We start from the raw sequence: 23,708 nt of genomic DNA, 5'->3' as shown, positions 1-23,708 counted from the left end.
TGACATGGATTCGTCCTTTGACATTGAAGCCTTCATTCGACAGCGCAAGCAGACGCGTGTGGTCAGTGACCTGTTGTATGAGAACGCCTCGGATTATCTGACGACCCTGGGGGCCTTGATTCGCCCGCAGATGATTTTTGGCGAATACCTGCAAGGGGCACCGCGCGGTAGCGGCCGTGAGGCACAGCATGCCTTCAAGGAATTCACCGCTCTCTATGACTCCACGGCCAATGCCGAGCCTTTCCGCTTGCTGCAGGAGCTGGATGTGCCGCTGGAGCTTCTGAGCACGGCCCCGCGTCTCTATCCGCATGAATATGACGTACGTCTCGAGTCCACCGGCAAGGTGATTCGCGTCACCAGCCCGACCCGCTGGGTGGTGGGTTTCGATGGCTTCTCGCTGCAACGCTTCCGTCACATCATCAAGGACCCCAATCGCAGCACCGCCGAGCTGCTGCGCTACGTGGTGCACTATCTGATGCTGTTCTATTGCGTCAATCGTGCCCCGGGCCTCGGGCGACTGTTGCTGGGGCTTCGCTTCCCGGTCAGTTTCGAGAAGCTCGGCGAGTTCGGCAGCATGCCGTTCTGCGTGGTGGGGTCTCCCATCACCTCGCACCTGCCGGAGCAGGACACCATCCTGCGCAGCACCGAAATCGCCGGCAATGACACCTTTGAAGAACTGATCGATGTCGCGGACATCGAGTCGATGGATGACGCCGTCAAGCAGCGGCTGCTCAGGGCGATCGCCGCTGTCTGAGTGGCGTGTCAGCGGCGATGTTCCGGCTGATTCAGCGGGACCCCATTTTTGCTTCGCGCAACCACTTCACAACTGCACATAAGGAAATGCCCCATGGCGGAGAGGGATAGCACACAACACAAGCTGGGACGCATTCGCGCACCACGCGTCCAGATCACCTACGACGTCGAGATCGGTGACAGCCAGGAGCAGAAGGAACTGCCGTTTGTGGTCGGTGCCGTCGGTGATTACACCGGCAACCCGCTCAGCCCGCCGCCCAAGCTCAAGGACCGCAAGTTCGTCGCCATCGACCGCGACAACTTCAATGGCGTCCTCAAGGGCTTGAAGCCGCGCCTTGCCTATCGCGTCGACAACACGCTGAGCAAGGATGGTACCCAGCTGCCGGTCGAACTGAACTTCAACTCGCTGGAAGACTTCGAGCCGCAGAATGTCGTCAAGCAGGTCGAGCCGCTGCGCAAGCTTCTGGACGTGCGCAACAAGCTCGCCGATCTGCGCAACAAGATGGGCGGCAACGACAAGCTGGAAGAGCTGCTGATGGACGTGCTGCAGAACAGCGAGAAGCTCAAGACGCTGGGCGACGAGTTCGGTCGCGAGCAAGCCGTGCGCAAAGACGACAACTGATTGCGGAGTCAGACCATGAGTGACAATCGTAGTGAATCAGCAGTGGCACCGCAGGCACAGGATACCGTCTTCGCGCCGCAGTCTTCCTTGCTCGACAGCATCATCTCCGAGAGCCGCGTGGCGCGCTCCGAGACCGAGCGCACCCGTGCGCGCGACCTGATCGAAGAGCTGGTCGCCCAGGTGCTGGATGGCGAAGTCATGCCCAGCAAGGACCTCATCGCCGTGCTGGATGCGCGTATCGCCGAGATCGACGCGATGCTCTCCGAGCAGATGAACGAAGTCATGCACGCCAGTGAGTTCCAGAAGCTGGAATCCTCCTGGCGCGGTCTGCGCTATCTGGTCGATCAGACCGAGACCGGCAGCAACATGAAGATCCAGATGCTCAACGCCACCAAGAAGGAATTGGTGCGTGACCTGAAATCGGCGCCGGAATTCGATCAGAGCGCGCTGTTCAAGAAGGTCTACGAAGAAGAGTACGGCACCTTCGGTGGCGCGCCGTTCGGCATGCTGGTCGGCGATTACGAATTCTCGCGCAGCCCGGAAGACATCTATCTGCTGGAGCAGATCTCCCACGTGGCCGCCTCGGCGCACGCACCCTTCATCTCCGCGGCGTCTCCGGAGCTGTTCGGCTGGGACTCCTTCACCGAGATGAGCGGTCCGCGTGATCTGTCCAAGATCTTCGACACCGTCGAATACGCCAAGTGGAAGTCCTTCCGCAACTCCGAAGATGCGCGCTATGTCGGTCTGACGCTGCCGCACGTGCTGGGCCGTCTGCCATATGGCCCGGACACCACGCCGGTCGAGGAATTCAACTTCGTCGAGAACGTCGATGGCCGTGAGCACAACAAGTATCTGTGGATGAACGCGGCGTACGCCATGGGCTCCCGCGTGACTGATGCCTTCGCCAACTATGGCTGGTGTGTCGCCATTCGCGGTGTCGAGGGCGGCGGCCTGGTCGAGAACCTGCCAACCCACACCTTCCAGACCGACGATGGCGAAGTGGCGCTGAAGTGCCCGACCGAGATCGCCGTGACCGACCGCCGCGAGAAGGAGCTGGCAGACCTGGGCTTCATCCCGCTGGTGCATTGCAAGGGCACGGACTACGCCGCCTTCTTCGGCACCCAGTCCGCCCAGAAGCAGAAGACGTACAACACCGACGTGGCCAACGCCAACGCGCGGCTGTCCTCGCAGATGCAGTACATCTTCGCCACCTCACGCATCGCGCATTACATGAAGGCGATCATGCGTGACAAGGTCGGCAGCTTCGCCTCGCGCACCAGTGTCGAGCGCTACCTGAACGACTGGCTGTCCCAGTACGTGCTGCTGGACGACAACGCCAGCCAGGAAGCCAAGGCGCAGTTCCCGCTGCGTGAAGCACGTGTCGAAGTCGCGGAAGTCCCGGGCAAGCCGGGTGTCTTCAAGGCCGTGACCTTCCTGCGGCCGCACTACCAGCTGGATGAACTGACCGCCTCACTGCGCCTGGTCGCAGAGCTGCCGCAGTCCACTCGTAGCTGATGACGTCTCGTCACTGAAGACCCCTCGCTCTTTTCCCTGCGTGTCCTGCACGCCCGCATCGTCAGACTGGCCAACGCCGGCCTGACGGTGCGGCTTATCGCCATGAAGGAGGCGACATGCGCATGAATGGCACCCGCCGCCTCATTCCCACCCTGTGGGATCGGTTGCAGGACGATGCTCCGCATCAGGGAGAAGCCGCGGAGGAGCAACGCTTCGTCAGTCTCGACGAGTACAAGCGCACCATCGTGCGTGACCTCGAGATTCTGGTGAACACGCGCAGCGAATTGCTGGGAGGGCGCTTGAATGACTTTCCCGGGTTGCGCGGCACGGTGCTGGGCTTCGGCCTGCCGGACTTTCTCGGCCGAGGCCTGCACAGCAGTGAAGACCGCCGCTTGATCCAGCGTCAGCTGGAGTACGCCATCGAAAGCAATGACCGTCGCTTTCGCAACGTGCAGGTCAAGCTGCTGGACCAGGACGGTCAGGACCGCCTCTTGCGCTTTCGCGTCGAGACGCTCCTCGTCCTCAAGGATGCAACGCGGCAAGTGGCCTTCGATGCCGTGCTGCATGCCGACACTCAGCAATACAAAGTGCAGAACCTTTCCTGATGCTTGATGAACTGCTGCCTTACTACGAACAAGAGATTTCGCACCTGCGCTTTCTGGGCCGGGAGTTCGCACGTGAGTACCCCAAGATTGCCGCACGACTGCAATTGGAAGGCGACCACTGCGAAGACCCGCACACCGAGCGTCTGGTCGAGTCCTTCGCGTTCCTGTCGGCACGGGTTCACAAGAAGCTGGATGATGATCTGCCGGAAATCGTCGAGGCCTTCCTCGATGTGCTCTATCCCCATTACCTGCGACCGACGCCTTCGCTGTCGATCGCACAGCTCGACCCCGGTGAGCAGACCTCGCTGACCGGGCGTTATCAGGTCGCGCGGCACACCGAGATGTTCTCGCGTCCGGTGGAAGGCGTGGCCTGCCGGTTCCGTACCTGCTATCCGGTGGATGTGTGGCCGCTGCGCGTGGAAAGCGCCGGCTTCTCGCTGCTGGAACGCTCGGCCTTCAATGGTCGCGACAAGGATAGCGTCGCGCGGCTGGATCTGGCCTTCGAGGCCTTGAATGACCAGTCGGTGGGCAGCTTCGGGATCGACCGCCTGCGCCTGTTCCTGGACGGCGAGGGTGCCTTGATGCACCCGATGTACGAACTGCTGTTCAACAATCTGACCCGCCTGAGCGTCAGCTTCTATGAGGGCGGCCAGCGCCGAGAAGTCGCGCTGCCGACGGATTCGCTCACGCCGGTCGGGTTCGCGCCCGAGGAAGGATTGATCGATTACCCCGAGCGCTCCTTCCTCGGCTATCGCCTGCTGCACGAGTACTTCACCTTCCCCGACAAGTTCATGTTCTTCGATGTCGAAGGGCTGACACGTCTGCTGGCACGCGCCAGCGGCACGCGTTTCGAGCTGCACTTCCACTTCGCGGACTATGCGCTGGACGAGCGTCTGTCGCGGCTGTCCCAGAGTCTGGGGCGCAATCATTTCCGCCTCGGCTGCACGCCGGTGATCAACCTGTTCGAGCGTCAGGCCGAGCCGATCCTGCTCACCCATACCCAGGCGGAATATCCGGTGGTGGCCGATGTGCGCAATCCGCACGGCGCCGAGGTGATCTCGGTCGACCGCGTCACGCGCGTACAGAAGACCGCCGAGCGCGATCACGTGCGCTATTGCCCGCCGTTCTTCGAGCCGCAGGGCAGTGCGCCATCACGCGAGACCAGCTACTGGCTGTCGCGGCGTGTGCCGTCCGCCCGTGAGCGGGATGCCGGCACCGAGCTTTTGCTGCGCCTGGCGGATCGTGAGCTCAATGCCATCGACGCCACCAGTGACGTGCTTAGCCTCAAGCTCACCTGCAGCAATCGTGACCTGCCGCAGCGACTGAGCTTCGGTCATCCGCGCGGTGACTTCACGCTGCCGCGCGAGCAGGTGGTCAAGGCCATTCGCTGCCTGCGCAAGCCCACGCCCTCGGCGCGGCCGCCGATGGGCAAGGGCGTCATCTGGCGCCTGATCTCGCATCTCTCGCTCAACCATCTCTCATTGGTGGAGCGTGGCCGCGATGTGCTGCTGGAAATGCTCTCGCTCTACAACTATCGCGATCTCGAGGCCACGCGTCGCCAGATCAACGGCATCGCCAGCATCCAGAGCGCACCGGCGATGACACGTATCGGGCATCCTCGCCCGGCCTTCGTGCGCGGTACCGGCATCACGCTGGAGCTGGATGAACAGGAGTTCATCGGCAGCGGCATCTTCTTGTTCGGCATGGTGCTGGATCACTTCTTCGGGCAGTACTGCTCGCTCAACAGTTTCACTCGGCTGACATTGCGCAGCCGCCAGCGCGAAAAGGACGTCGTGACATGGCCCGCCAGAACCGGCACTCAGCCCCTGGTCTGATCGACCAGGCGCGCGCTGAGCCTTACCGGTTCAGCTTCTTCCAGCTGGTGCGATTGCTCCGGTTGCACTATAGCCGTGCCGGACGCCTCGAACCCGAGCTGCGCCCCCACGAGGACCCGCTGCGCTTTCGCAGCCAGCTGTCGCTGAACTTCCCGGCCAGCGAAGTGAGTGATCTCGTGTTCGAGAGCGAGACATCGCGCTCGCCGACCGACCAGCCGCTGACCCAGGTGCAGGTCACCTTCATGGGGCTGGTGGGCCCGTCCGGTGTCCTGCCGCGTCCGTATACCGAGACGTTGATCGACCGCCACGTGCAGCTGCGCGATGACGGGGCTCATGCCTTCTTCGATCTGTTCTCGCACCGCATGACGGCGCTGTTCTATCAGGCGTGGCAGAAGTATCGCTTCCACATCGAGTATGAGCGTCGCGGCGAGACGGACTTCGAGCGCCAGCTGCTCGCGCTCAGCGGTGTCTCCGGGCGCTCCGCGCAGCTGCTGTTCGCGGGGGACGATGCCCTTGTCGACGAGAATCGCGACAACGCGGCACCCAGCCGGGGGCTCGGCAATCAGGACGGCCGAGAACTGCCGCGCGAGCTGTTCTCCTTCTTCGCCGGGCTGCTCGGTCAGCGGCCCCGCAATCAGCAGAACCTGACCACCTTGCTGGGCAGCTTCTTCGGCGTGCCGTGTGAGGTGAAGCCCTTCCAGGGGCGTTGGCTCGAGATCAGCGAGCCGGAGCTGACGCGCCTGGGGCAGGCCAATGCCCGGCTGGGACAGAGCGCCGTGGCCGGGAAGCGCGCCTGGGATTACCAGTCCTGCGTGCGCATCGCGGTCGGCCCCTTGCGCCTGGCGGACTTTCGCCGCTTTCTGCCCGGCGGTGAGGACCATCTGCGCATGACGGAACTGATCCGTTTCTATGTCGGGCCGGAGCTCGATTTCGAGCTGGAACTGCAGCTCGAGCCCAGTGAAGTGCCGCCGGCCCGCCTGGGAGGTGCCGGTGGCATCTCGCTGGGCCGCCTCGGCTGGCTGGGCCAGACACCCCGCAGCACCTCGGGAAGTGTGCTGCTACGAATCCCCTTCGATGGAGTGACCCCGTGAGTCTCAAGACGCTATTCGCCAAGCTCAATGATGTCAGCCGCGGTGCCATGGAAGAGGCCGCTGGCCTGTGCCTGGCCAAGCGCCAGTATGAAGTCGATGTCGAGCATCTGCTGATCAAGCTGCTGGACGGTGACGACAACGACCTGCTGCGCATCGTGCGTCACTACTCGCTGGGGCTGGATCAACTTGCCGATCAGCTGGACCGCTCGCTGGAGCGTCTGAAGACGGGCAGCACCGCGACGCCGGCACTCTCACCGCATATCACGCGGCTGATCGAGAAGGCCTGGTTGATCGCCTCCATCGACCACGAAGTCGCGCATATCCGCAGCGGACACCTGCTGCTGGCCCTGTTGGAAGACCCGGAACTGGCCCAGCGCGCAGGCCTGGGAGCTTCCGCGCTGGAGCGTTCGTTCGAGCCACGTCACGACACTCCGCTGGCGCGTATCGATGCCGCAGACCTGCGCCTGCATTTCACCAGCCTCTTGGCCGCAAGTCCCGAGGCCGAGCGCTCGCAGCCGACGCCATCCGCCGCGAGCAGCGGCGAGCAGACGGCAGGCGAGGGCGGTGGCGCTGCACGCCCGGGCAGTCACAAGACCCCGGCGCTGGATCAATACACCATCGACCTGACCGCCAGTGCGCGCGCCGGCAACATCGACCCGATTCTGGGGCGCGATGACGAAGTGCGCCAGATGATCGACATCCTGACGCGTCGTCGTCAGAACAACCCGATCCTCACCGGTGAGGCGGGGGTCGGCAAGACCGCCGTGGTCGAAGGACTGGCACAGAAGATCGTCGCCGGGGAAGTGCCTGCGCCGCTGGCACGTGTCGAGCTGCGCACCCTGGATCTCGGCCTGCTGCAGGCCGGCGCCAGCGTGAAGGGCGAATTCGAGCAGCGCCTCAAGGACGTGATCGAGGAAGTGAAGCGCAGCCTGCACCCGATCATCCTGTTCATCGATGAAGCCCACACCCTGATCGGCAGTGGCGGTCAGGCGGGCCAGAACGATGCCGCCAACCTGCTCAAGCCGGCGCTGGCGCGTGGCGAGCTGCGCACCATCGCCGCCACCACCTGGGCCGAGTACAAGAAGTACTTCGAGAAGGACGCCGCCCTGGCGCGTCGCTTCCAGGTGATCAAGGTCGAGGAGCCGGCCGAGCCGCAGGCCATCGACATGCTGCGCGGGCTGGCGACGCGCATGCGCGATCACCACAAGGTCGAGATTCTCGATGACGCCATCGTGCAGGCGGTGCGTCTCTCCAGCCGCTATATCACCGGCCGTCAGCTGCCGGACAAGGCGGTCAGCGTGCTGGATACCGCCTGTGCGCGTGTTGCGCTGGGCCAGCAGACCACGCCGGCACCGCTGGAAGATGCCCGTCAGCGCCTGCGCGATCTCGAGGCTGAACGTGCGGCACTGGCTCGCGAGCACGAGCGCGGCGATGACCGCCATGCCCCGCGTCTGGACGAGATCGACAGTGAAGTGCTGGCCATTACCGCGCAGGTGACGGCGCTGGAAGCCGACTGGACACGTCAGCGTGAGGCCGTCGAGGCGGTGCTCAAGGCTGATGCCGCCCTGAACGCGGCCAACGAATCCGATGATGCCACCGGGCGTGACGCTGCCTTGGCCGAGCTGCGTGCCGCGCGTGAGGTGCTGGAAGCCGCCGGTGGCGAGGCGCCGCTGGTGCATGCCTGTGTCGATGGCAATGCCATCGGCGAAGTCGTCGCTGCCTGGACCGGCATTCCGCTGGGCAAGATGCAGCGTGACGAGATTGACACCGTGCGTCGTCTGCCGGCGCTGTTGGGCGAGCGCGTGCTCGGGCAGGACCACGCACTGGAAGAGATCGGCCAGCGCATCAGCCTGTCGCGCGCCAGGCTCGAAGACCCCGACAAGCCGATCGGTGTCTTCATGCTGCTCGGCCCGAGCGGGGTCGGCAAGACCGAAACCGCGCTGGCCCTCGCCGACAGCCTGTACGGCGGTGAGCGCAATCTCATCACCATCAACATGTCCGAGTACCAGGAAGCCCACACCGTCTCCTCGCTGAAAGGCTCGCCGCCCGGCTATGTCGGCTATGGCGAAGGCGGCGTGCTGACCGAAGCCGTGCGTCGCAAGCCGTACAGCGTGGTGCTGCTCGATGAAGTCGAGAAGGCCCACCCGGACGTGCTGGAAGTCTTCTTCCAGGTGTTCGACAAGGGCGTGATGGAGGACGGCGAAGGGCGCGAGATCGACTTCCGCAACTGCGTCATCCTGCTGACGTCCAACGTCGGCACCGACGAGATCATGAACCGCTGCCTGGGCGTGGCGACGCCGCCGGCACCGGAAGCGCTGGTCGAGGGCCTGCGCGATACCTTGAATGGCGTCTTCAAGCCGGCCTTCCTCGGCCGCCTCAAGGTCGTGCCGTACTACCCGGTCCACAGCGACATCCTGGCGCGCATCGTCGACCTCAAGCTGTCGCGTCTGGCGGAACGCTTCACGCGCAACCACGGCGCCCACCTGAGCTTCGCCCCGTCGCTGGCGACGCATATCGCCGAGCGCTGCACCCAGACCGACAGCGGTGCGCGCAGCATCGATCACCTGCTGAGTGGCTCGCTGATGCCGCCGCTGGTGGAGTGGGTGCTGGAACGCATGGCCGATCAGCAGCCGGTGGGCGATGTCAGCATCGCGCTGGATGACGCCGGCCAGTTCACCTACGAGATGCAGTGAGGAAGCCCACATGTCATTCCGGGGATATCACGTGAAGGCTGAGCGGCGCACCACGTCTCTGCGTCCGCGCCATTGGCTGCCCGTCATGTTGTGCGCCAGCCTGCTGCTCGGCGGCTGCGGGGTCGGCAGCCGTCTTGGCCAGCAGATGGATGGCACGGTGGGGGACATCCTGTTCCGTCAGGACGAGACGGTCGCCTTCACCCTCGATGCCGATGACTCGCTCAATCCGGATGTCGATGAGGCGTCACTGTCGGTGGTGGTGCGCATCTATCAACTGGATGCGAGTGAGGCCTTTACCAGCGCCTCGCCCGATGGCCTCTGGGATCACGCCGACAAGGTACTGGGCGACTCCCTGCTGGATACCCGCGAAGTGGTGATGGTGCCGGGCGGGCATGTCGTCGATGAGGCGCCGCTGAAGCCGGGCGCGCGTTACGTGGCGGTCGCGGCCTATTTCCGCCAGACCCCGGACGCGCGCTGGCGCGTGCTGTTCGACGCCGATGCGATGCGCAAGGACGGCCTGTTCACCTCACCGGACGGCGTCGAACTGACCCTGGCCGATCACTACATCATGGTGGCGCCCGACAGCGAAGACCTGCTGGCGACGACGACACCGCCATGAGGCGTGAGCCATTCCGCCTGACGGGCGGCACGTCACTGGCGACACCGGACGGACTTTATAAAGGATGGATTCGTGAGCAAGCATAATCGCGTGAGGTGGTCCGAGGGCATGTTCCTGCTGCCCCAGCACTTCCAGTATCAGGACGAGTATCACCAGTGGCAGCTCGGCGAGGCCAGCACGCGCAGCGGGCCCTTCGCCTTCGGCGTACAGCAGCTTGAGATCGATGAAAGCGCGCTGGCCCAGGGCCGTCTGCAGCTCAGCCGCCTCAAACTGGTCTTCCCGGATGGCACGCTATTCGATGCTCCCCAGCACGATAGCCTGCCGCGGGCGCGTGACCTGGGAGAGCTGGCCGGTCACAGCGAGATCAAGGTGCATGCTGCGCTGAGCCTGGTACAACCCTACGCCGGCAATGTGCAGGAAGATGAGCAGCAGCGCGGTGCCCGTCGTCGCTTTCGTCAGCGCTTCGATTCCCTGCCGGACCTGCTGGACGGCGATGGCGAGAACGAGCTGAGCCTGCTGGAACTCAATGTGCGTCTATTGCTGGAAGGCGATGACCTGGAGGGCAGCACGCATTGTCCGCTGGCCGTGCTGACGCGCAATGCCGCCGGTGGCTTCTCGGTCTCGCCGCGCTTCGTGCCGCCTGCGCTTCACCTCTCGAGCAGCGAGACGCTGATGGCCATGGGCCAGCGCCTGGCCGGCATGCTGCAGGCCAAGCACGAGACGCTGTCCGGACGTCGCCGCGAGCGCGCCGATCAGGTCGCGGAATTCGGCTCAAGCGACGTGGCGCTTTTCTGGCTGCTGCATACGGTCAACCGTGCCTACCCGGCCCTGGCGCATCTGCTGCAACACCCGCAGCAGCATCCCGAGAAGCTCTACACCTTCCTGTCGGATCTGGTCGCCAGCCTGATGACCTTCTCGATGGATTACCGCCTGAGTGACCTGCCGCCGTACCGCCATGAAGACCCGGTCCAGTCATTGACGACGCTGGAAACCATGGCGCGCGAGCTGCTGGACACCGTGGTGCCCAACCAGTACATCCCCATCGCGCTGGAACAGACCAAGCCGTCCTACTACATCGCTCACCTGCACGATGCGCGTCTGGTGGATGCCGACTTCTACATCAGCGTGCATGCCGACATGCCCGGCGCCAAGTTGCTGGAGCTGGTGCCGCGTGCCTTCAAGGTCGGCTCGCCGGATGACATCGAGGTGGTGGTCAACAGCGCCATGCCCGGCGGCTCGCTGGTACATGCCTCGCGTCTTCCCACCGCGATTCCCTCGCGCCTCGATAACCACTATTTCGCGCTGGAACCCCAGGGTCGCATGTATGAACGCATGATGGCCGCGCAGGCCATCGCCTTCTACGTGCCCGGCGGTTTCCACAACCTCAAGATTGAATTGATGGCGGTGTTGAAATGACCCAGACCACGGCAACCCAGCCGAGCGACACGGCGGCACATCATCCTTCCCGGGCGGCTTCCCAGGGAAGTGGCGGCGCGGGGAGATCCGGCGCATCGGTCCCGGCGGACACGCGTCTACGCACGCTGTCCCAGGATTTCTTCTCGCTGATCCTGATGATTCGTCGCGGCAGTGAAGCGCGCAACGTCGATGAGTTCCTGACCCGGGTCGCCGACTACTTCCGCGAGCTGGAAGCCCAGGCACTGGCGGTCGGCTACAGCATGGATCAGGTGCGTGACGCCCAGTACGCGCTGTGCGCCTTCCTCGATGAAAGCGTGCTGGGGGCCGGTGCCAGCAACATTCGCCAGCATCTGGAGCTGCATCCGCTGCAGTACACCTACTTCGGCGTGCATCTGGCGGGTGAGGGCTTCTTCGAGCGTCTCGAGGCACTGCGCACCGACGTCAAGGCCAACCTGGATGTGCTGGAGGTCTATCACCTGTGTCTGGCGCTGGGCTTCGAGGGCAAGTTCCGCCTCGAACACCGTGATCAGCTGCGCTACGTGGCCAGCACGCTGGGCCAGGACATCGCGCGCTACCGTCAGACATCCGACGTGCTGGCACCGGGCTGGCAATTGCCGGACCAGGTCGGTCAGCTGCTGCGTTATGAAATTCCGGTCTGGGTCTATCTGCTGGTGATCGCGCTGTGCTGCGGGGCGGTCTATCTGGTGCTCGACAACCTGCTGGATACTCAGGTCACGGCGCTCATCGAGCGACTGTCGTCCCTGTTCGCAACGACATGAGGCGTGACGGAATGAAACGGGTGCTGGGGTTCCTCAAGAGTTTCTGGTTGGCGTCGTCACTGCTGTGGCTGGCCAGTGTCGTGCTGTGCGTCTGGTGGGTGCCACGTCTGGGTGGCTCGCTGGAACGCCTGGCCATCGCCGTGGCGCTGCTGACCGCGGTGTGGCTGCTGGCCATCGTGCTGCGCAAGTATCGAAAGGTGCGCGCCGAGCGGGATCTGGAAGACCTCGTCCAGCTGGAAGTGGACCGCGAAGCTGCGGATGCCGCCACCGAAGCCGGCGATTACGAAGTGCTGCGTGAGCGTCTCAAGTCGGCGCTGCGCATGCTGCGTGCCCAGCGTGGTCTGCACAAGGGTGGCAGTGCCTCGCTCAGCGATCTGCCCTGGTATCTGGTGCTGGGTCTGTCGTCCTCCGGCAAGACCTCGCTGCTGACACGCTCCGGCCTGAGCTCCAGCGTGGCGGGGCTGGGCGGGGATTCCGGCACCCAGTACTGCGACTGGTACTTCGGCAACGACGCCCTGATGATCGACACCGCCGGGCGTTATGTGGCCGAAGAGCAGCCGGCGCGTGCCTTCGCCGACTTCCTGCGTCTGCTGGCACGCCGTCGACGGAGTGCGCCCATCAATGGTCTGGTGGTGGTAGTGGATCTGCCGGCACTGCTGCATGCGCCGCGTGACGAGAATCATGCGCTGGCACGCCAGCTGATCGAGCGCATCAATGACTTCCGCGATGCGCTGGATGCCTCGCCGCCGGTCTATCTGATGTTCACCAAGGCCGACCAGCTGCCGGGCTTCACCGCCGCGTTCAATACGCTGGACAGCGATGCCCGCCATGCGCCGTGGGGCATGACGTTCTCGGTGGCCGAGGCGCGTCGCGAGGGTGTCGTGGCGGCCTTCTCCCGGCATTTCCCCAAGATGGTGGCGGGGCTGCGTGGCCATGTGGAAGCCGCCCTGCGTGAGCGTGGCCAGCAGGCGGACAGCGAGCTTTTGCACTTCCCGGAATACATCGCCGAGATGGAAGGCCTGCTGGCCGACTTCCTGGAGCCCTTCGATCTGCGTCGCAACAGTGCCCGCGGGCCGCTGACGCGTGGCGTCTATTTCACCAGTGCGCTGCAGGACGGCAGTGCGATGCCGGCGATTCTCGATGAGCAGGTCCGTCAGGGCTTTGCGCTCAAGGAACCGGCGGGCACCCAGGCGGCGACGCCAGCCTCAGCGACGGCGACGGTCAGTGATCGCCCCTATTTCGTCGGCGGTGTCTTCCGTGACGTGATGATTCCGGACCGCAACCTGGTGCGTCACTACGCGCGCGATGGTCAGCGGCGTTCCCTGAACCCGCTGTTGATCGGCGTGGGCGGGGTGGCAGGTGCGGTGACGCTGGGCCTGCTCGGCAACGCCTATTACCAGAGTCGCACCAGTCTCGAGGCCGTCGATGCGCAGCTGACATCGCTTGATGGCGCCGTGACCCCCAGCGTGCAGCTCGACCTGCTCCACGCTGAGCTGTCGCGTGTGCGTCAGGCCCGCGAAGAGGGCGGTCTGCCCTGGTATCAGCACATGGGACTGGATGGCGGAGAGCGTCTGAGCGCGACGCTTGAAGCACAGTACTTCGCGACGCTCAAGCAGCAGATTCTGGCACCGCTGGCGGAAGATCTCGACGCTCGCCTTCGGGCGGTCGGGCGTCTGGCGGTCTCGCTGGGCATCGTCTCCGAGTCCGCTTCGCGGCGCACCCGTGGCGAGGACGTCGGTGAGGGCGCTGGACCCGGGGGCGATGCCTCGCGGACATTGGCCGCCGATGGCAAGTCACTGCTGACCTCGAGCGGCGAGCGCCTGCGTCAGCGTCTCACTGAGCGCCCGACGCTGGGCAGCGTGCCGCGCTCACCGGGCGAACTGGCCAGTCAGCTCAAGGGCGAGGCGGATTACCGCCTGCGCGGCGGCGTCAATGACGCCTACTGGAGCACCCGACAGCAGGGGCGTGAAGCGCTGCGTGACAAGGCCGAGAATTTCCGTGGCTCGTCCGCGGGACTGGGCGGCGATGGCACCGTGGCGGGTGAGGGGGGCAGCCCGGACGGCGGCATGCCGGGCGGTCCGGCCTTCTCCAGTGAAGTGCTCAACCAGCTGACGCCGGAGCAGGTCGCCGGGCTGATCGATGCCTACGATGCGCTCAAGCTGTATCTGATCCTGAGCGAGCCTGCGGAACATCCGGACGTCGCCTTCGTGCGCGAAGCCCTGCCGCGCGCCTGGCATCAGCTGGCGGACAGTCACCGCCATGTGCCGGGGGGAGATCAACGCATCGCCGACAATGTCGCGCTCTACAGCGAATATCTGGCGCAGGGCAAGGCACCTGCCCTGGTGCGGGATGAGGATCGCGTCGCGCGTTCCCGCCGTGACCTCAAGGCCTTCCTGCTCGACAACTCGCCGGCGGAGCGGGAATACCTGCGTCTGCGTCTGGCGGCCGAAGCCCGTTTCCCGTCGATGACGCTCTCGGTGATGCTGCCCGAAGAGGGCGCACGTGGCTTGCTGTACGCCGGCGAATCCGTGCCGGCCTTCTTCACGCGTCGCGTGTGGGACGAGTTCGTGCGTTCCGAGTTGCTCAAGACGCTGAGTTCTGACCTGCCGGTGGAGCATGACTGGGTGCTGGAAGACGAGAACCCGGATGCCGAGCAGGGCAAGACCGAATTCGCCGAGGCGATTCTGGCGCATTACAAGCGTGACTATGCCGAGGCCTGGGAGCGCTTCCTGGCCGATGTCGGCGTGCGTCGCTTCGAAGGTCTGGCGCTCTCGCGTCAGCGTCTGGCGCGCTTCAGCGACTATCAGCGCTCACCGCTCAAGACACTGCTGGCCGTGGTGGATGACAACACCCGCTGGGACAGCCGCGATGCCGAGGCCCGCAAGACGCCCCAGCCACGCGAAGCCGAGGGTGACGTACCGGCCCCGGCGGCCGAGTCGGCGGGCCTGTGGGATCAGGCGCTGGCGTGGGTCGAGGAGGATGGCAGTCAGCTGGCACAGCGTACCGGCGCATTGCAGGGCCTGCCGCACGTGCACGACGGGAAGCTGGCGGACCACTTCGCGCCGGTCGCCAGCCTGTTTGCCCAGGATGAGGGGCAGGATGGCGATGCCTCGGTCATGAACCGCTACCAGCTGCGCCTGCGTCAGCTCAAGGTACGTCTCGACGGACTGGAGCGTGGCGATGTCGGCAAGCGTACCAAGCAGCTGCTGGCGGAGATGATCGGCGGCAAGCCCAATGAGATCTCGGCGGCGCGTGATTATGTGGCCGCCAATGTCGATACCTCGCAGGAACCGCTGGTGCAGTCGCTGCAGCGTCTGTTCCGTGCGCCCATCGATTACTCCGTGGCCAGTCTGCAGGGACCGGTGGCGTCACAGCTGGCCGCCGCCTGGGGTGAGCAGGTCGTCTCGCCGTGGCATCGCATGGTCAGTGGCCGCTATCCGGTCAGCGATTCCGCCAACGAGACCTCGGTGCGTGACCTGCGTCAGTTCATCGACCCCGATAGCGGTCTGCTGACCCGCTTCGACAATGAAGAAGTCGGCAACCTGGAAGAGGGTGAGCAGGACGGTACGCCGCTAGTGGACCCCAAGATCACCGCCACCATCACCAAGGGCACGGCAGTGGGCCGAGTGCTGGAGAGTCTGGCGGATGTGGAGAACGGCTTCGAGATCATGATCCGGCCTTCCTCCCGGCTGATCTCGATCGAGCTGACGCTGGACGGTCAGCAGCAGACCTATCGCAATGGTCGTCAGCACTGGCAGCGCTTCGTCTGGCCGGGTGATCCGGAAGTCTCCGGCGCCCGACTGGAGGTGGTGACACGTGACGGCCGCCGCATCACCGTCTTCAACTTCCCCAATCGCTGGAGCCTGTTGAAGCTGATCGAGTCCGCGGACGTGACAGACCTGGATACCGCCCGTCAGCGCTTCACCTGGTACACCCCGGTGGGCCCGGTGAGCTTCGAGGCGCGCAACTTCGGTGGCGTGAAACTGACGGACCTGAAGCAGGTGCGCAACCTGTCCATGCCCTCGGTCGCCGGGAGATGACCGCATGATCGGCTTCTTCGGCAAGCTGCCCGGCAGCGCGGACTTCATCGCCCATCACGCGGGCCACAAGGACATCCGGGAACTGGATGGCTGGTGGCAGCGGGCGCTGAATCGCATGGCCGAGCGCGACGAAGACTGGCAGGCACGTTTCGATGCCTTGCCGCTGTGCTTCTTTCACTACCGCGCCAGCAGCGGAGCCTGGTTGATGGGGGCGATGTCACCGTCGCAGGACGCCTCCGGGCGACGCTACCCGCTGCTGGTCTTCCAGCGGCTGGCCGTCTCGCCGGTGGTGGAGGGCAGTGTCGGGGTGCATACCCTCGGCGAGACCTTCGCCGGGCAGGTGCGGGAGTTGCTGCGCGATGTGATGCATTGCGCAGATCCCCAGAAGGCACAGGAGCGTCTGCTCACGGGAATCGAGGCGCTACGCCCGCTGGATGATTCCGATCTCAAGCTGCATCGGCGTCTGTTCGCGCGCTTTCTGGAAGACGTGCGCTATGGGGACCTCACGCGGGCGCTGGCCAGTGGCTTCCCTGACGTGAGCGCCCAGCGACTGACGCAGGACATGCAGGCATCGCGCCGGCAGCTGGCGACAGGGGGCGCGCGTGATGACACCCGGGGGCAGGCGGCATTGCCACTGCCCCCGGAGCGCGCGCTGAAGCGTCCCGCGGCGGACCTGTGGCTGCACTGGCTGGAGCATGACAATGGCGCGCCGGGGCAGATCAGCGTGATCGTCGATGACTTCATGCGCCCGACATTGATGCGCTTCACGCGTGACGATCATGACGCACTGCGCATTCTGGCGGAGTCCGCCTTCGAGGTGCTCGGGCCCTGGCGCCTGCTCGGCAGCGGGGAGCCTCACGCTGGTCCGCTGGAGGCGTCTCACGCCTCGACACTGGGCATGGGAGCCTACATCGCCGCTCTGTCAGATGACCGGAAAGATGACCCGGGGCCGCAGGGGACAAGGGCGGGCAGTGACGACACGGTATTCGGCGACATACCCAAGGATGAATCGGCACCGACATGAACAAGTTCAAGCTTCACGTTCTCAAGTACTACCTCCTCAAGTACCGCCCGTATTGGCTGGGCGTGCTGTTCTTCCTTGGCATCTTCGTGGTCTGGGGCGCCGGTGTCGGGCTCGGCTTCTCGTCACTGGACAGTCTGCTGGTCGGTATTCTGGCGTTTCTGGTGGCCTCCGCCCTGTATCTGCTGCTGCTCTATCGCGGGGTGGGAGAGCGCAAGGATGTCGAGTCGCTGTTGATCCAGAACGCCGATGACGCCGTGCTCAGCGCCGCACCCCAGGACCGCGAGGAAGTCAGCCTGCTGCGCGAGCGCCTGCTGGCCGCGCTGGATCGCATGCGCAAGAGTGCCAGCGAGAAACGCGGTGGCTGGTTCACTCGTCAGGGTGATCTGCTCTATACGCTGCCCTGGTATCTGGTGATCGGTCAGCCGGCCGTGGGCAAGAGCACGCTGGTGTCGCGCTCCGGACTCGATTTCCCCTTCGCGGAGCGCGAAAGCGCACGTGTCGCGGGCATCGGCGGCACCCGTCACTGTGACTGGTTCTTCAGCAGTGAGGCCGTGCTGCTGGATACCGCGGGGCGTTATGTCAGCTCCGAGGAGGAAGTCGGCAAGTGGCGTGCCTTCCTCGACATGCTGCGTCGCTATCGTCCGCGTCAGCCGCTCAACGGGTTGATCGTCGCGGTCAGCATCGATGAGGTGCTCCAGAACCGCCATGACGTCGAGGCACTGGCCCATCAGCTGCGCGAGCGTATCCAGGAAAGCTACGAGCGTCTGGGCGCCGCGCTGCCCATCTATCTGGTGTTCACCAAGAGTGACCACATCCCGGGCTTCCGCGAGTTCCATGCCCAGCTGGCACCGGCGCAGCGCGATGAAGTGCTGGGCATGAGCTTCCCGCACCAGGGCTATGCCGAGGCGGATTGGCGTACACGGTTCAGTGAGGCGATGACACGCCTGGTGGCACGTTGCGCGGGTACCGGGGAGCGCTGTCTGGTCGAGGGTGACATCGTGCGCACCCGCGAGGCCCCGGCGGCGGTGGAATTCCCGCGTGAGCTTGAAGCGCTGGCACCGCATCTGACCGATTTCGTCACCGAGCTGCTCAAGGTCAATCCCTATCAGGCAGCGCCGCTGCTGCGCGGGTTCTACTTCACCAGTGCGCTCTCCGAGGGGCAGGCCAGCACGGCAGCCCATGGGCGTAACGTGGCGTCACGCTTTGCCGTCACCGAGCGTCATGCGCCGGGCCATCAGGATGGCAAGCCGCTGTTCGTCTCGGGGCTGTTCTCGCGGGTATTGCTGCCGGATCAGCATCTGGTCGGCCTGTATGGCGGCGCCAACCTGCAGCGTCGGCGTCAGCTGCGCTGGGTGTGGCTGGCGCTGGCACTTGCCGGAGCGATGTGTCTGGCCTGGGCGGTGTCCTTCACCGCCAACACCCGCGAGCTCGGCGCGCTGGATCAGGCATTGGATGCCGCCTACGAGGAAGATGCCGGCGAGCCCGATGCCTATGCCCAGTGGGCGACGCTGGATGCCCTGCGCGACAGCGCGGCCCGCTACGATGCTCGCCATCACGCGCATGGCGTGCCCTGGTCGCTCGGTTTCGGGCTCTATGAAGGCGAGACGCTGGAACCCGCGCTGCGGGACGTCTATTTCGGCGCGCTGCGTCAGACGATGCTGGTGCCGATCGCCAGCAACCTCAACCAGTCGCTGTTCATGCTGCCGACCATCAGCGTGCATGACCGCGAGGATGGCCCGCGCGAGACGGATATCCATGTCCCGGGAGTCGAGGACCACGCCCAGCCGCGTGACAACTCGGCCCAGGCATTGGCGGACTTCGGCAACAACACCCTGAAGACCTACCTGTCCCTGTCGCGCACGCCGCGCGAGGACATCGAGGCGGACTGGTTGCGCAGCGAGATGCCGGTCTACTGGTACCCGGCCATCACCCAGGGAGAGGATGTGCCGCGCGATAGCCGTGATCTGGAATATGCCAGCCGTCAGGTCAACTTCTATGCCGAGCAGGTGGTGCGCCCGGACGTGCCGCGTCTGGAAGACAACACCTTCCTGGTGTCATCCAGTCGCAACTACATCGATGGTCTGCTGGACCGCTCCCTGAGCACCGTCGAGACCATCACGCTGGAATCCGACACCCTGTTCGCCTTCGGGCGTGCGGATTACTCGGGCCTGCAGGGCGAGGGGCAGCGTCAGCTGAATGCCATCGCCGAGCGGCTTTCCAACACGCCGAATCTGGGGCGCATCACCATCACCGGCCACGCCGACCCGATCGGCTCGGCCGTGGTCAATCGCCAGCTCTCGCTACAACGTGCCGAGACCGTGCGCACCTATCTGGTGGGCAAGGGGCTGCCGGGTGAGCTGATCGGTGCGGAAGGGGCCGGCAGCGATCGTCCGCTGGTCAAGTGCGATGGCCAGATGTCACGAGCGGAGAGAATCGCCTGTCTGGCCCCCAATCGTCGTGTCGAGATTGAAGTGCGTGCACTGAACTGACCTGACCAGAACACAACAGAACTGACGGGCAGCGCCCAACCGGTTTCATTTTGCCGACTCACGGAGGAGTCGAGCTCTTGGATGACAGGCCTGAAGGCAGGCCCGGCGCAAGAGAGCGGAGAAGCATGGACATACGCAGTGGGGGTGCCTGGATGGCATCTCCTGGCGGTAGCGTGTCCGAACATGCGTTGCAGGTAGCAGCCAGGGAGGGCTGCTACCCGTGATGCCCACCCATCACATGACGGAAATGGAGTTTTACCATGGCTTTTGACGCCTACCTCAAGATCGACGGCATCCCGGGCGAGAGTCTGGATACCAACCACAAGGACTGGATCGAGCTGCTGAGCTTCGAATTCGGCGCCAGCCAGGCGACTTCCGCGACTGCCAGCTCCGCCGGTGGTGCGTCTGCCGAGCGCGTCAACCTGAGTGAGTTCGCGATCAAGAAGTTCATCGACAAGGCTTCTCCGAAGCTGTTCGAAGCTTGCTGCCGCGGTCAGCACATCAAGGAAATCACCCTGCAGGTTCACCGTGCCGGTGGCGAGCAGGTGCGTTACATGGAAGTGAAGCTTGAGGAAGTCATCGTGTCTTCCGTGGACCTGGAAGGCATGGCGTCCTTCTCCCAGGCCGGCGGTGGCGGTGCGACCGATTCCGTGCACGATGCGCGTCACGATCTGCCGTCTGAAGAGATCAAGCTGAACTTCGCACGTATCAAGGTCACCTACACCCAGCAGAAGCGCAGCGATGGCCAGGGTGGCGGCAACATCACCGGTGGTTGGGATCGCACGCGCAACCGCGTCTACTCCTGAGCATCGGCTCATGGCGCGGCGGCGTGAGTCGTCGTCCATGAACAGGAGGGTGGCATCCCGGGGCTTGGCCAGCGTGCTGGCGTGAGCTCGTCTTCAGGGGATATCACGTCCGGGTAGAAGGCATGCCGGGGGAGCGAAAGGCTCTCCCGGCATGTCTGTTTTCCCCTTGCGCACCCCCGTTTGCTTCGATGAGCGCCTGCGAAATCATTGCGCTGTCAGTTCTGTGCCAACAGCTCTTTGCCCACAGGGTCTGTGCCAATAGCTCTATACCAATAGCGCTGTGCTAACTGGCTCTGACACAACAGCACTGCGCCACAGTGATTTCGCAGGCGTTGCCTCGCAACGCGATCAACACGTGATTCAGGAGAGACAAGATGGCCGACGAATGGGACCGCGACGAACTGCTCGCGCCAATCGGCGCTCATGGGACAGGAGAGGACCTGGGGTTCTCGCTGCTCTTTGATGAGATCAAGGAAGCGCGTCGCGCAGACCCGGCCTACCTGAGCCAGGGCGAATGGCAAGCCGATCTCAAGAAGTCCGACTGGAACGCCGTCATCTCGTTGACTGCCGACGGTCTGGCCGAGCAGAGCAAGGACCTGTCGCTGGCGGGCTGGCTCTGCGAAGGCCTGGCGCATCGAGATCATTTCATGGGTCTGGCCTGGGGGCTGGAGCTGATGACGGCGCTGTGTGAGCAGTACTGGGAGACGCTTTACCCGACGCTCGAGGAAGGTGATGAAGAGCGTGTCGCCCGTCTGACCTGGCTGGATGACACCCTCGCCGGCATGATCGGCACCTTGCCGCTGGTGGAAGGGCAGCTCTACGGGCTCGACCGCTATGAGGAGTCGCGTCAGGTCGAGAACCTGGCGCGTACCGACGTGGATGCCATGGAAAGCGCGCTGGCCGATGGCAAGATCAACGCCGATATCTTCCAGCGCTCCGTGGTGCTGACCGAGACGGCGACCTTCCGCGAGCGTCACCAGCAGATCGTCAAGTGCCAGCAGGCGCTGGCCGGTCTGGTGGCGCAGCTCAATGCGCAGCTGGGGGTGAGCGCGCCGACCTTCAGTCAGCTGCAGCGTGGTCTGGCGGATTGCACCCAGTTGATCGAGCGGCTGCTGGGCGAGCGCGGGGTCAGCCTGGACGATGAGGCCCAGGCATCTGCCGAGAGCGATGCAGAAGTGACGGACGCCGCAAGTGGCGATGCCTCCACAGGGGATGCGAGTGTCACGCCATCCGCTCAGGCGGGCATGGCACCGGCGGCACTGCGCACCACGCCGCAGACCCGCGAGGAAGCCTTCGACATGCTCAATGGCGTCGCCCAGTACTTCAAGGGCAGCGAACCGCATAGTCCGGTGCCGTATCTGGTCGAACGCGCCGTGCGCTGGGGCCGCATGCCGCTGGAGGAATGGCTGCGTGATGTCATCCGCGAGGAACATGTCGTGGACGGCATCCGTGAAACCCTGGGCACTCAGCGGCGTGATGATCACTGATGATGTTCAAGAGCTCGATCTATGACCGCCTGCAGCAGGTGCGCCCGGCAGAGCCCGAGGCGCCGGTCACCAAGGTGCGCAGCGACTACCGCACTGACACCCTGTGTCTGCTGGATGGCGTGGCGCTGACCTCGGCTGGGGCGGTGGCCAAGGGGCAGCTGCCGTCATCGGCGGCGGCTGAGATCTCCGCGACCCTGCGTGGCCCGGATGGCTATGGCCTGCTGGTGCACGAAATCGCGCTGGGCCAGGCGGGCGCATCGCCTGCCTCCGGCGAGCAGGTGGCACGTCTCGATCGCCGCCATCAGCGGCTCGAGACCTTGATCCAGGCCCTGATCATCGACGCGCTGCTGATGCTGGAAGCGCTGCCGGAGGGCGCGCCCTTCGATATCGTGCTGAGTGCGCCGATCCGTCATGCCAGCCTGGTGGAGGGGTTCATCGCACGCCTGCGCGAGACGGTGGCGGCCACGCCCTTCGCCGACGCGCTGGGTAGCGTCTCGCATCGCGCGGCGGCCGAGCAGGGCCTGCATGAACTGCTGGCCGCCGAAGCGTCGAGCGGCATGCCGCATGTCATCTGGCTCAGCGTCGACTCGCTGTTGTTCGACAGCAGTGTCTCGGAACTGTCGCGGCGCGGACAGCTGGCGTATGCCTCCCGCCCCAGCGGTCTGTTTCCCGGTGAGGCTGTCGCGGCACTGCTCTTCGAGCGTCTCGCGCCTGACTCACCGGCTCCCTTGCAGGGCTGGCAGGTGCCGCTGGCGGCAACGCTGACCCATCCGGCGCGGGGTAGCCGAGAACTGCGCCGCTTGTCGGCACCGCTGATGCAGCTGATCGAACGCCAGTGGCCCGTGCAGGCGGAGAATGACGAGCATGCCTCTACCCGTGAGCCGTTCGAGCCCATGCGTCTGGTGATTGATAGCCTCGGGCTGCCCGGCCGCGCGGTGGAAGCCGGCACCAGCCTGATGAACCGCTGGCCGGGACTGGACATGATCGAGGATGGCACCACGCTCGACAGCTTCTGCGGTTGGCCGGGAGACGCCTGGCTGGCGTTGGCGCTGGTGCTGGCGATCGCGGAACTGGAAGACAACGACAGCGCCCTGGTCGTATCGCTGCGAGACGATACTCAGACTCAGGTACTGGCACTCATGCCCTGTGCCGGTTAGCGCTGACGGTGCTGCGTTTGCCCTGTGCTGACTGTGCTCGTCCTGTGTTGACTGTGCTCGTCCTATGTTGCACATCGCTGCGTCTTGAGACGCATGACCCGAACTGAACAAGCCGGTGCACTCGCTTGCCGAGCGAAGAAGCGCGCGCACCGTGAGGATGTTAAGGATGGCAGAGAATTCCTGGCTGGATAGCCTGCTGGAGTCGTTCGAGATTTCACTGGATCAGAACGAGCGCCTGCTCACGCTTGAGATGAGTGGTGCGGACTTCATCCCGCATCGATTGGTGGGGGAAGAGCGCATGTCGCGTCCCTTTGCCTATACCCTCGACTGCATTTCCCAGAATGGCGATATCGAGCTCAAGACCCTGATGGCGCAGCCGGCGGCGCTCTCGGTGCGTCAGGCCGATGGCAGCTACCGCAAGCTCTCTGGGCTGGTCGAGTCGGCCGCACTGCTGGGTGAGGACGGCGGCGTCTTCTATTACCAGCTGACGCTGGTGCCGTGGATGACGATGCTCAAGCTCGGCCGCGACAGCCGCATCTTCCAGGACCTCACCGCCGTCGAGGTGATCGAGTCGGTATTCTCGAATCACGCCATCGCGCAAGGCGAAGCCCAGGGCGGCTGGCGGCTGGACCTGCGCCGCGAGTATCCGACGCGCAGCTACTGTGTGCAGTATCGTGAGAGCGACTTCCAGTTCGTCAATCGCCTGATGGAGCAGGAGGGGCTGTTCTACTACTTCGAACACGCCTCTGACGACAGCGATTTCAATGGTCATCGCCT

General features: G+C 64.6%; 17 protein-coding genes. All 17 read left to right on the top strand.

All coding sequences use genetic code 11. From position 1 onward, the window contains the following. Nucleotides 1-4: 4 nt before the first annotated feature. On the top strand, nt 5-754 hold the full coding sequence (locus OW493_RS16810; RefSeq protein WP_084208888.1) for a hypothetical protein: 750 nt from the start codon (nt 5-7) through the stop codon (nt 752-754). A gap of 93 nt (nt 755-847) precedes the next feature. After that, the gene (tssB, locus tag OW493_RS16805) at nt 848-1,375 is read left to right on the top strand and encodes a type VI secretion system contractile sheath small subunit (protein WP_077377258.1); all 528 of its coding nucleotides are present in this window, start codon (nt 848-850) and stop codon (nt 1,373-1,375) included. A gap of 15 nt (nt 1,376-1,390) precedes the next feature. Further along, entirely contained in the window at nt 1,391-2,890 is a 1,500-nt protein-coding gene (gene tssC, locus OW493_RS16800) for a type VI secretion system contractile sheath large subunit (protein ID WP_077377255.1), read from the top strand. Nucleotides 2,891-3,006: 116 nt separating this feature from the next. Then, nucleotides 3,007-3,495: a type VI secretion system baseplate subunit TssE gene (gene tssE, locus OW493_RS16795; protein ID WP_233593521.1), complete on the top strand. Its 489-nt coding sequence runs from the start codon at nt 3,007-3,009 to the stop codon at nt 3,493-3,495. Further along, nucleotides 3,495-5,330 carry a type VI secretion system baseplate subunit TssF gene (gene tssF / locus OW493_RS16790; RefSeq protein ID WP_289864959.1) on the top strand — a complete coding sequence of 612 codons (1,836 nt, stop codon included), beginning with the start codon at nt 3,495-3,497 and terminating at the stop codon, nt 5,328-5,330. Before tssE ends, tssF begins: the two co-directional genes overlap by 1 nt. Continuing rightward, entirely contained in the window at nt 5,294-6,421 is a 1,128-nt protein-coding gene (gene tssG, locus OW493_RS16785; protein WP_279855591.1) for a type VI secretion system baseplate subunit TssG, read from the top strand. Before tssF ends, tssG begins: the two co-directional genes overlap by 37 nt. Next, nucleotides 6,418-9,114 (top strand): type VI secretion system ATPase TssH, encoded by a 2,697-nt coding sequence (gene tssH, locus OW493_RS16780; RefSeq protein ID WP_289864958.1) that lies wholly within the window; start codon nt 6,418-6,420, stop codon nt 9,112-9,114. Before tssG ends, tssH begins: the two co-directional genes overlap by 4 nt. Before the next feature lie 10 nt (nt 9,115-9,124). Beyond that, nucleotides 9,125-9,733 carry a type VI secretion system lipoprotein TssJ gene (tssJ, locus tag OW493_RS16775; RefSeq protein WP_289864957.1) on the top strand — a complete coding sequence of 203 codons (609 nt, stop codon included), beginning with the start codon at nt 9,125-9,127 and terminating at the stop codon, nt 9,731-9,733. 72 nt (nt 9,734-9,805) lie between these two features. Then, complete coding sequence (tssK, locus tag OW493_RS16770; protein ID WP_136938001.1) at nt 9,806-11,149, top strand: type VI secretion system baseplate subunit TssK; 1,344 nt, start codon at nt 9,806-9,808, stop codon at nt 11,147-11,149. Then, nucleotides 11,146-11,928: a type IVB secretion system protein IcmH/DotU gene (gene icmH, locus OW493_RS16765; RefSeq protein ID WP_136938000.1), complete on the top strand. Its 783-nt coding sequence runs from the start codon at nt 11,146-11,148 to the stop codon at nt 11,926-11,928. Before tssK ends, icmH begins: the two co-directional genes overlap by 4 nt. Before the next feature lie 11 nt (nt 11,929-11,939). Beyond that, nucleotides 11,940-15,968, top strand: a complete 4,029-nt coding sequence (locus OW493_RS16760; RefSeq protein WP_289864956.1) for a type VI secretion protein IcmF/TssM N-terminal domain-containing protein — start codon at nt 11,940-11,942, stop codon at nt 15,966-15,968. Nucleotides 15,969-15,972: 4 nt separating this feature from the next. Beyond that, entirely contained in the window at nt 15,973-16,992 is a 1,020-nt protein-coding gene (gene tagF, locus OW493_RS16755; RefSeq protein ID WP_289864955.1) for a type VI secretion system-associated protein TagF, read from the top strand. Continuing rightward, the gene (gene tssM, locus OW493_RS16750; protein ID WP_289864954.1) at nt 16,989-19,481 is read left to right on the top strand and encodes a type VI secretion system membrane subunit TssM; all 2,493 of its coding nucleotides are present in this window, start codon (nt 16,989-16,991) and stop codon (nt 19,479-19,481) included. The genes tagF and tssM overlap by 4 nt, the downstream gene beginning before the upstream one ends. A gap of 260 nt (nt 19,482-19,741) precedes the next feature. After that, entirely contained in the window at nt 19,742-20,287 is a 546-nt protein-coding gene (locus OW493_RS16745; RefSeq protein WP_084208878.1) for a type VI secretion system tube protein Hcp, read from the top strand. Between the two features lie 374 nt (nt 20,288-20,661). Further along, a complete protein-coding gene (tssA, locus tag OW493_RS16740; RefSeq protein ID WP_084208877.1) occupies nt 20,662-21,774 on the top strand; it encodes a type VI secretion system protein TssA in 1,113 nt (370 codons plus the stop codon). After that, nucleotides 21,774-22,931, top strand: a complete 1,158-nt coding sequence (locus OW493_RS16735) for a hypothetical protein (RefSeq protein WP_289864953.1) — start codon at nt 21,774-21,776, stop codon at nt 22,929-22,931. The genes tssA and OW493_RS16735 overlap by 1 nt, the downstream gene beginning before the upstream one ends. A gap of 166 nt (nt 22,932-23,097) precedes the next feature. Continuing rightward, nucleotides 23,098-23,708 (top strand): type VI secretion system tip protein VgrG (vgrG, locus tag OW493_RS16730; RefSeq protein ID WP_289864952.1); only part of this gene is annotated, 611 nt, incomplete at its 3' end.

The organism is Cobetia sp. 14N.309.X.WAT.E.A4 (assembly GCF_030397495.1).
Lineage (GTDB): Bacteria > Pseudomonadota > Gammaproteobacteria > Pseudomonadales > Halomonadaceae > Cobetia > Cobetia marina.
Note: the sequence above shows the minus strand (reverse complement) of the source record. Positions and strands in the feature narration are given on the sequence as shown.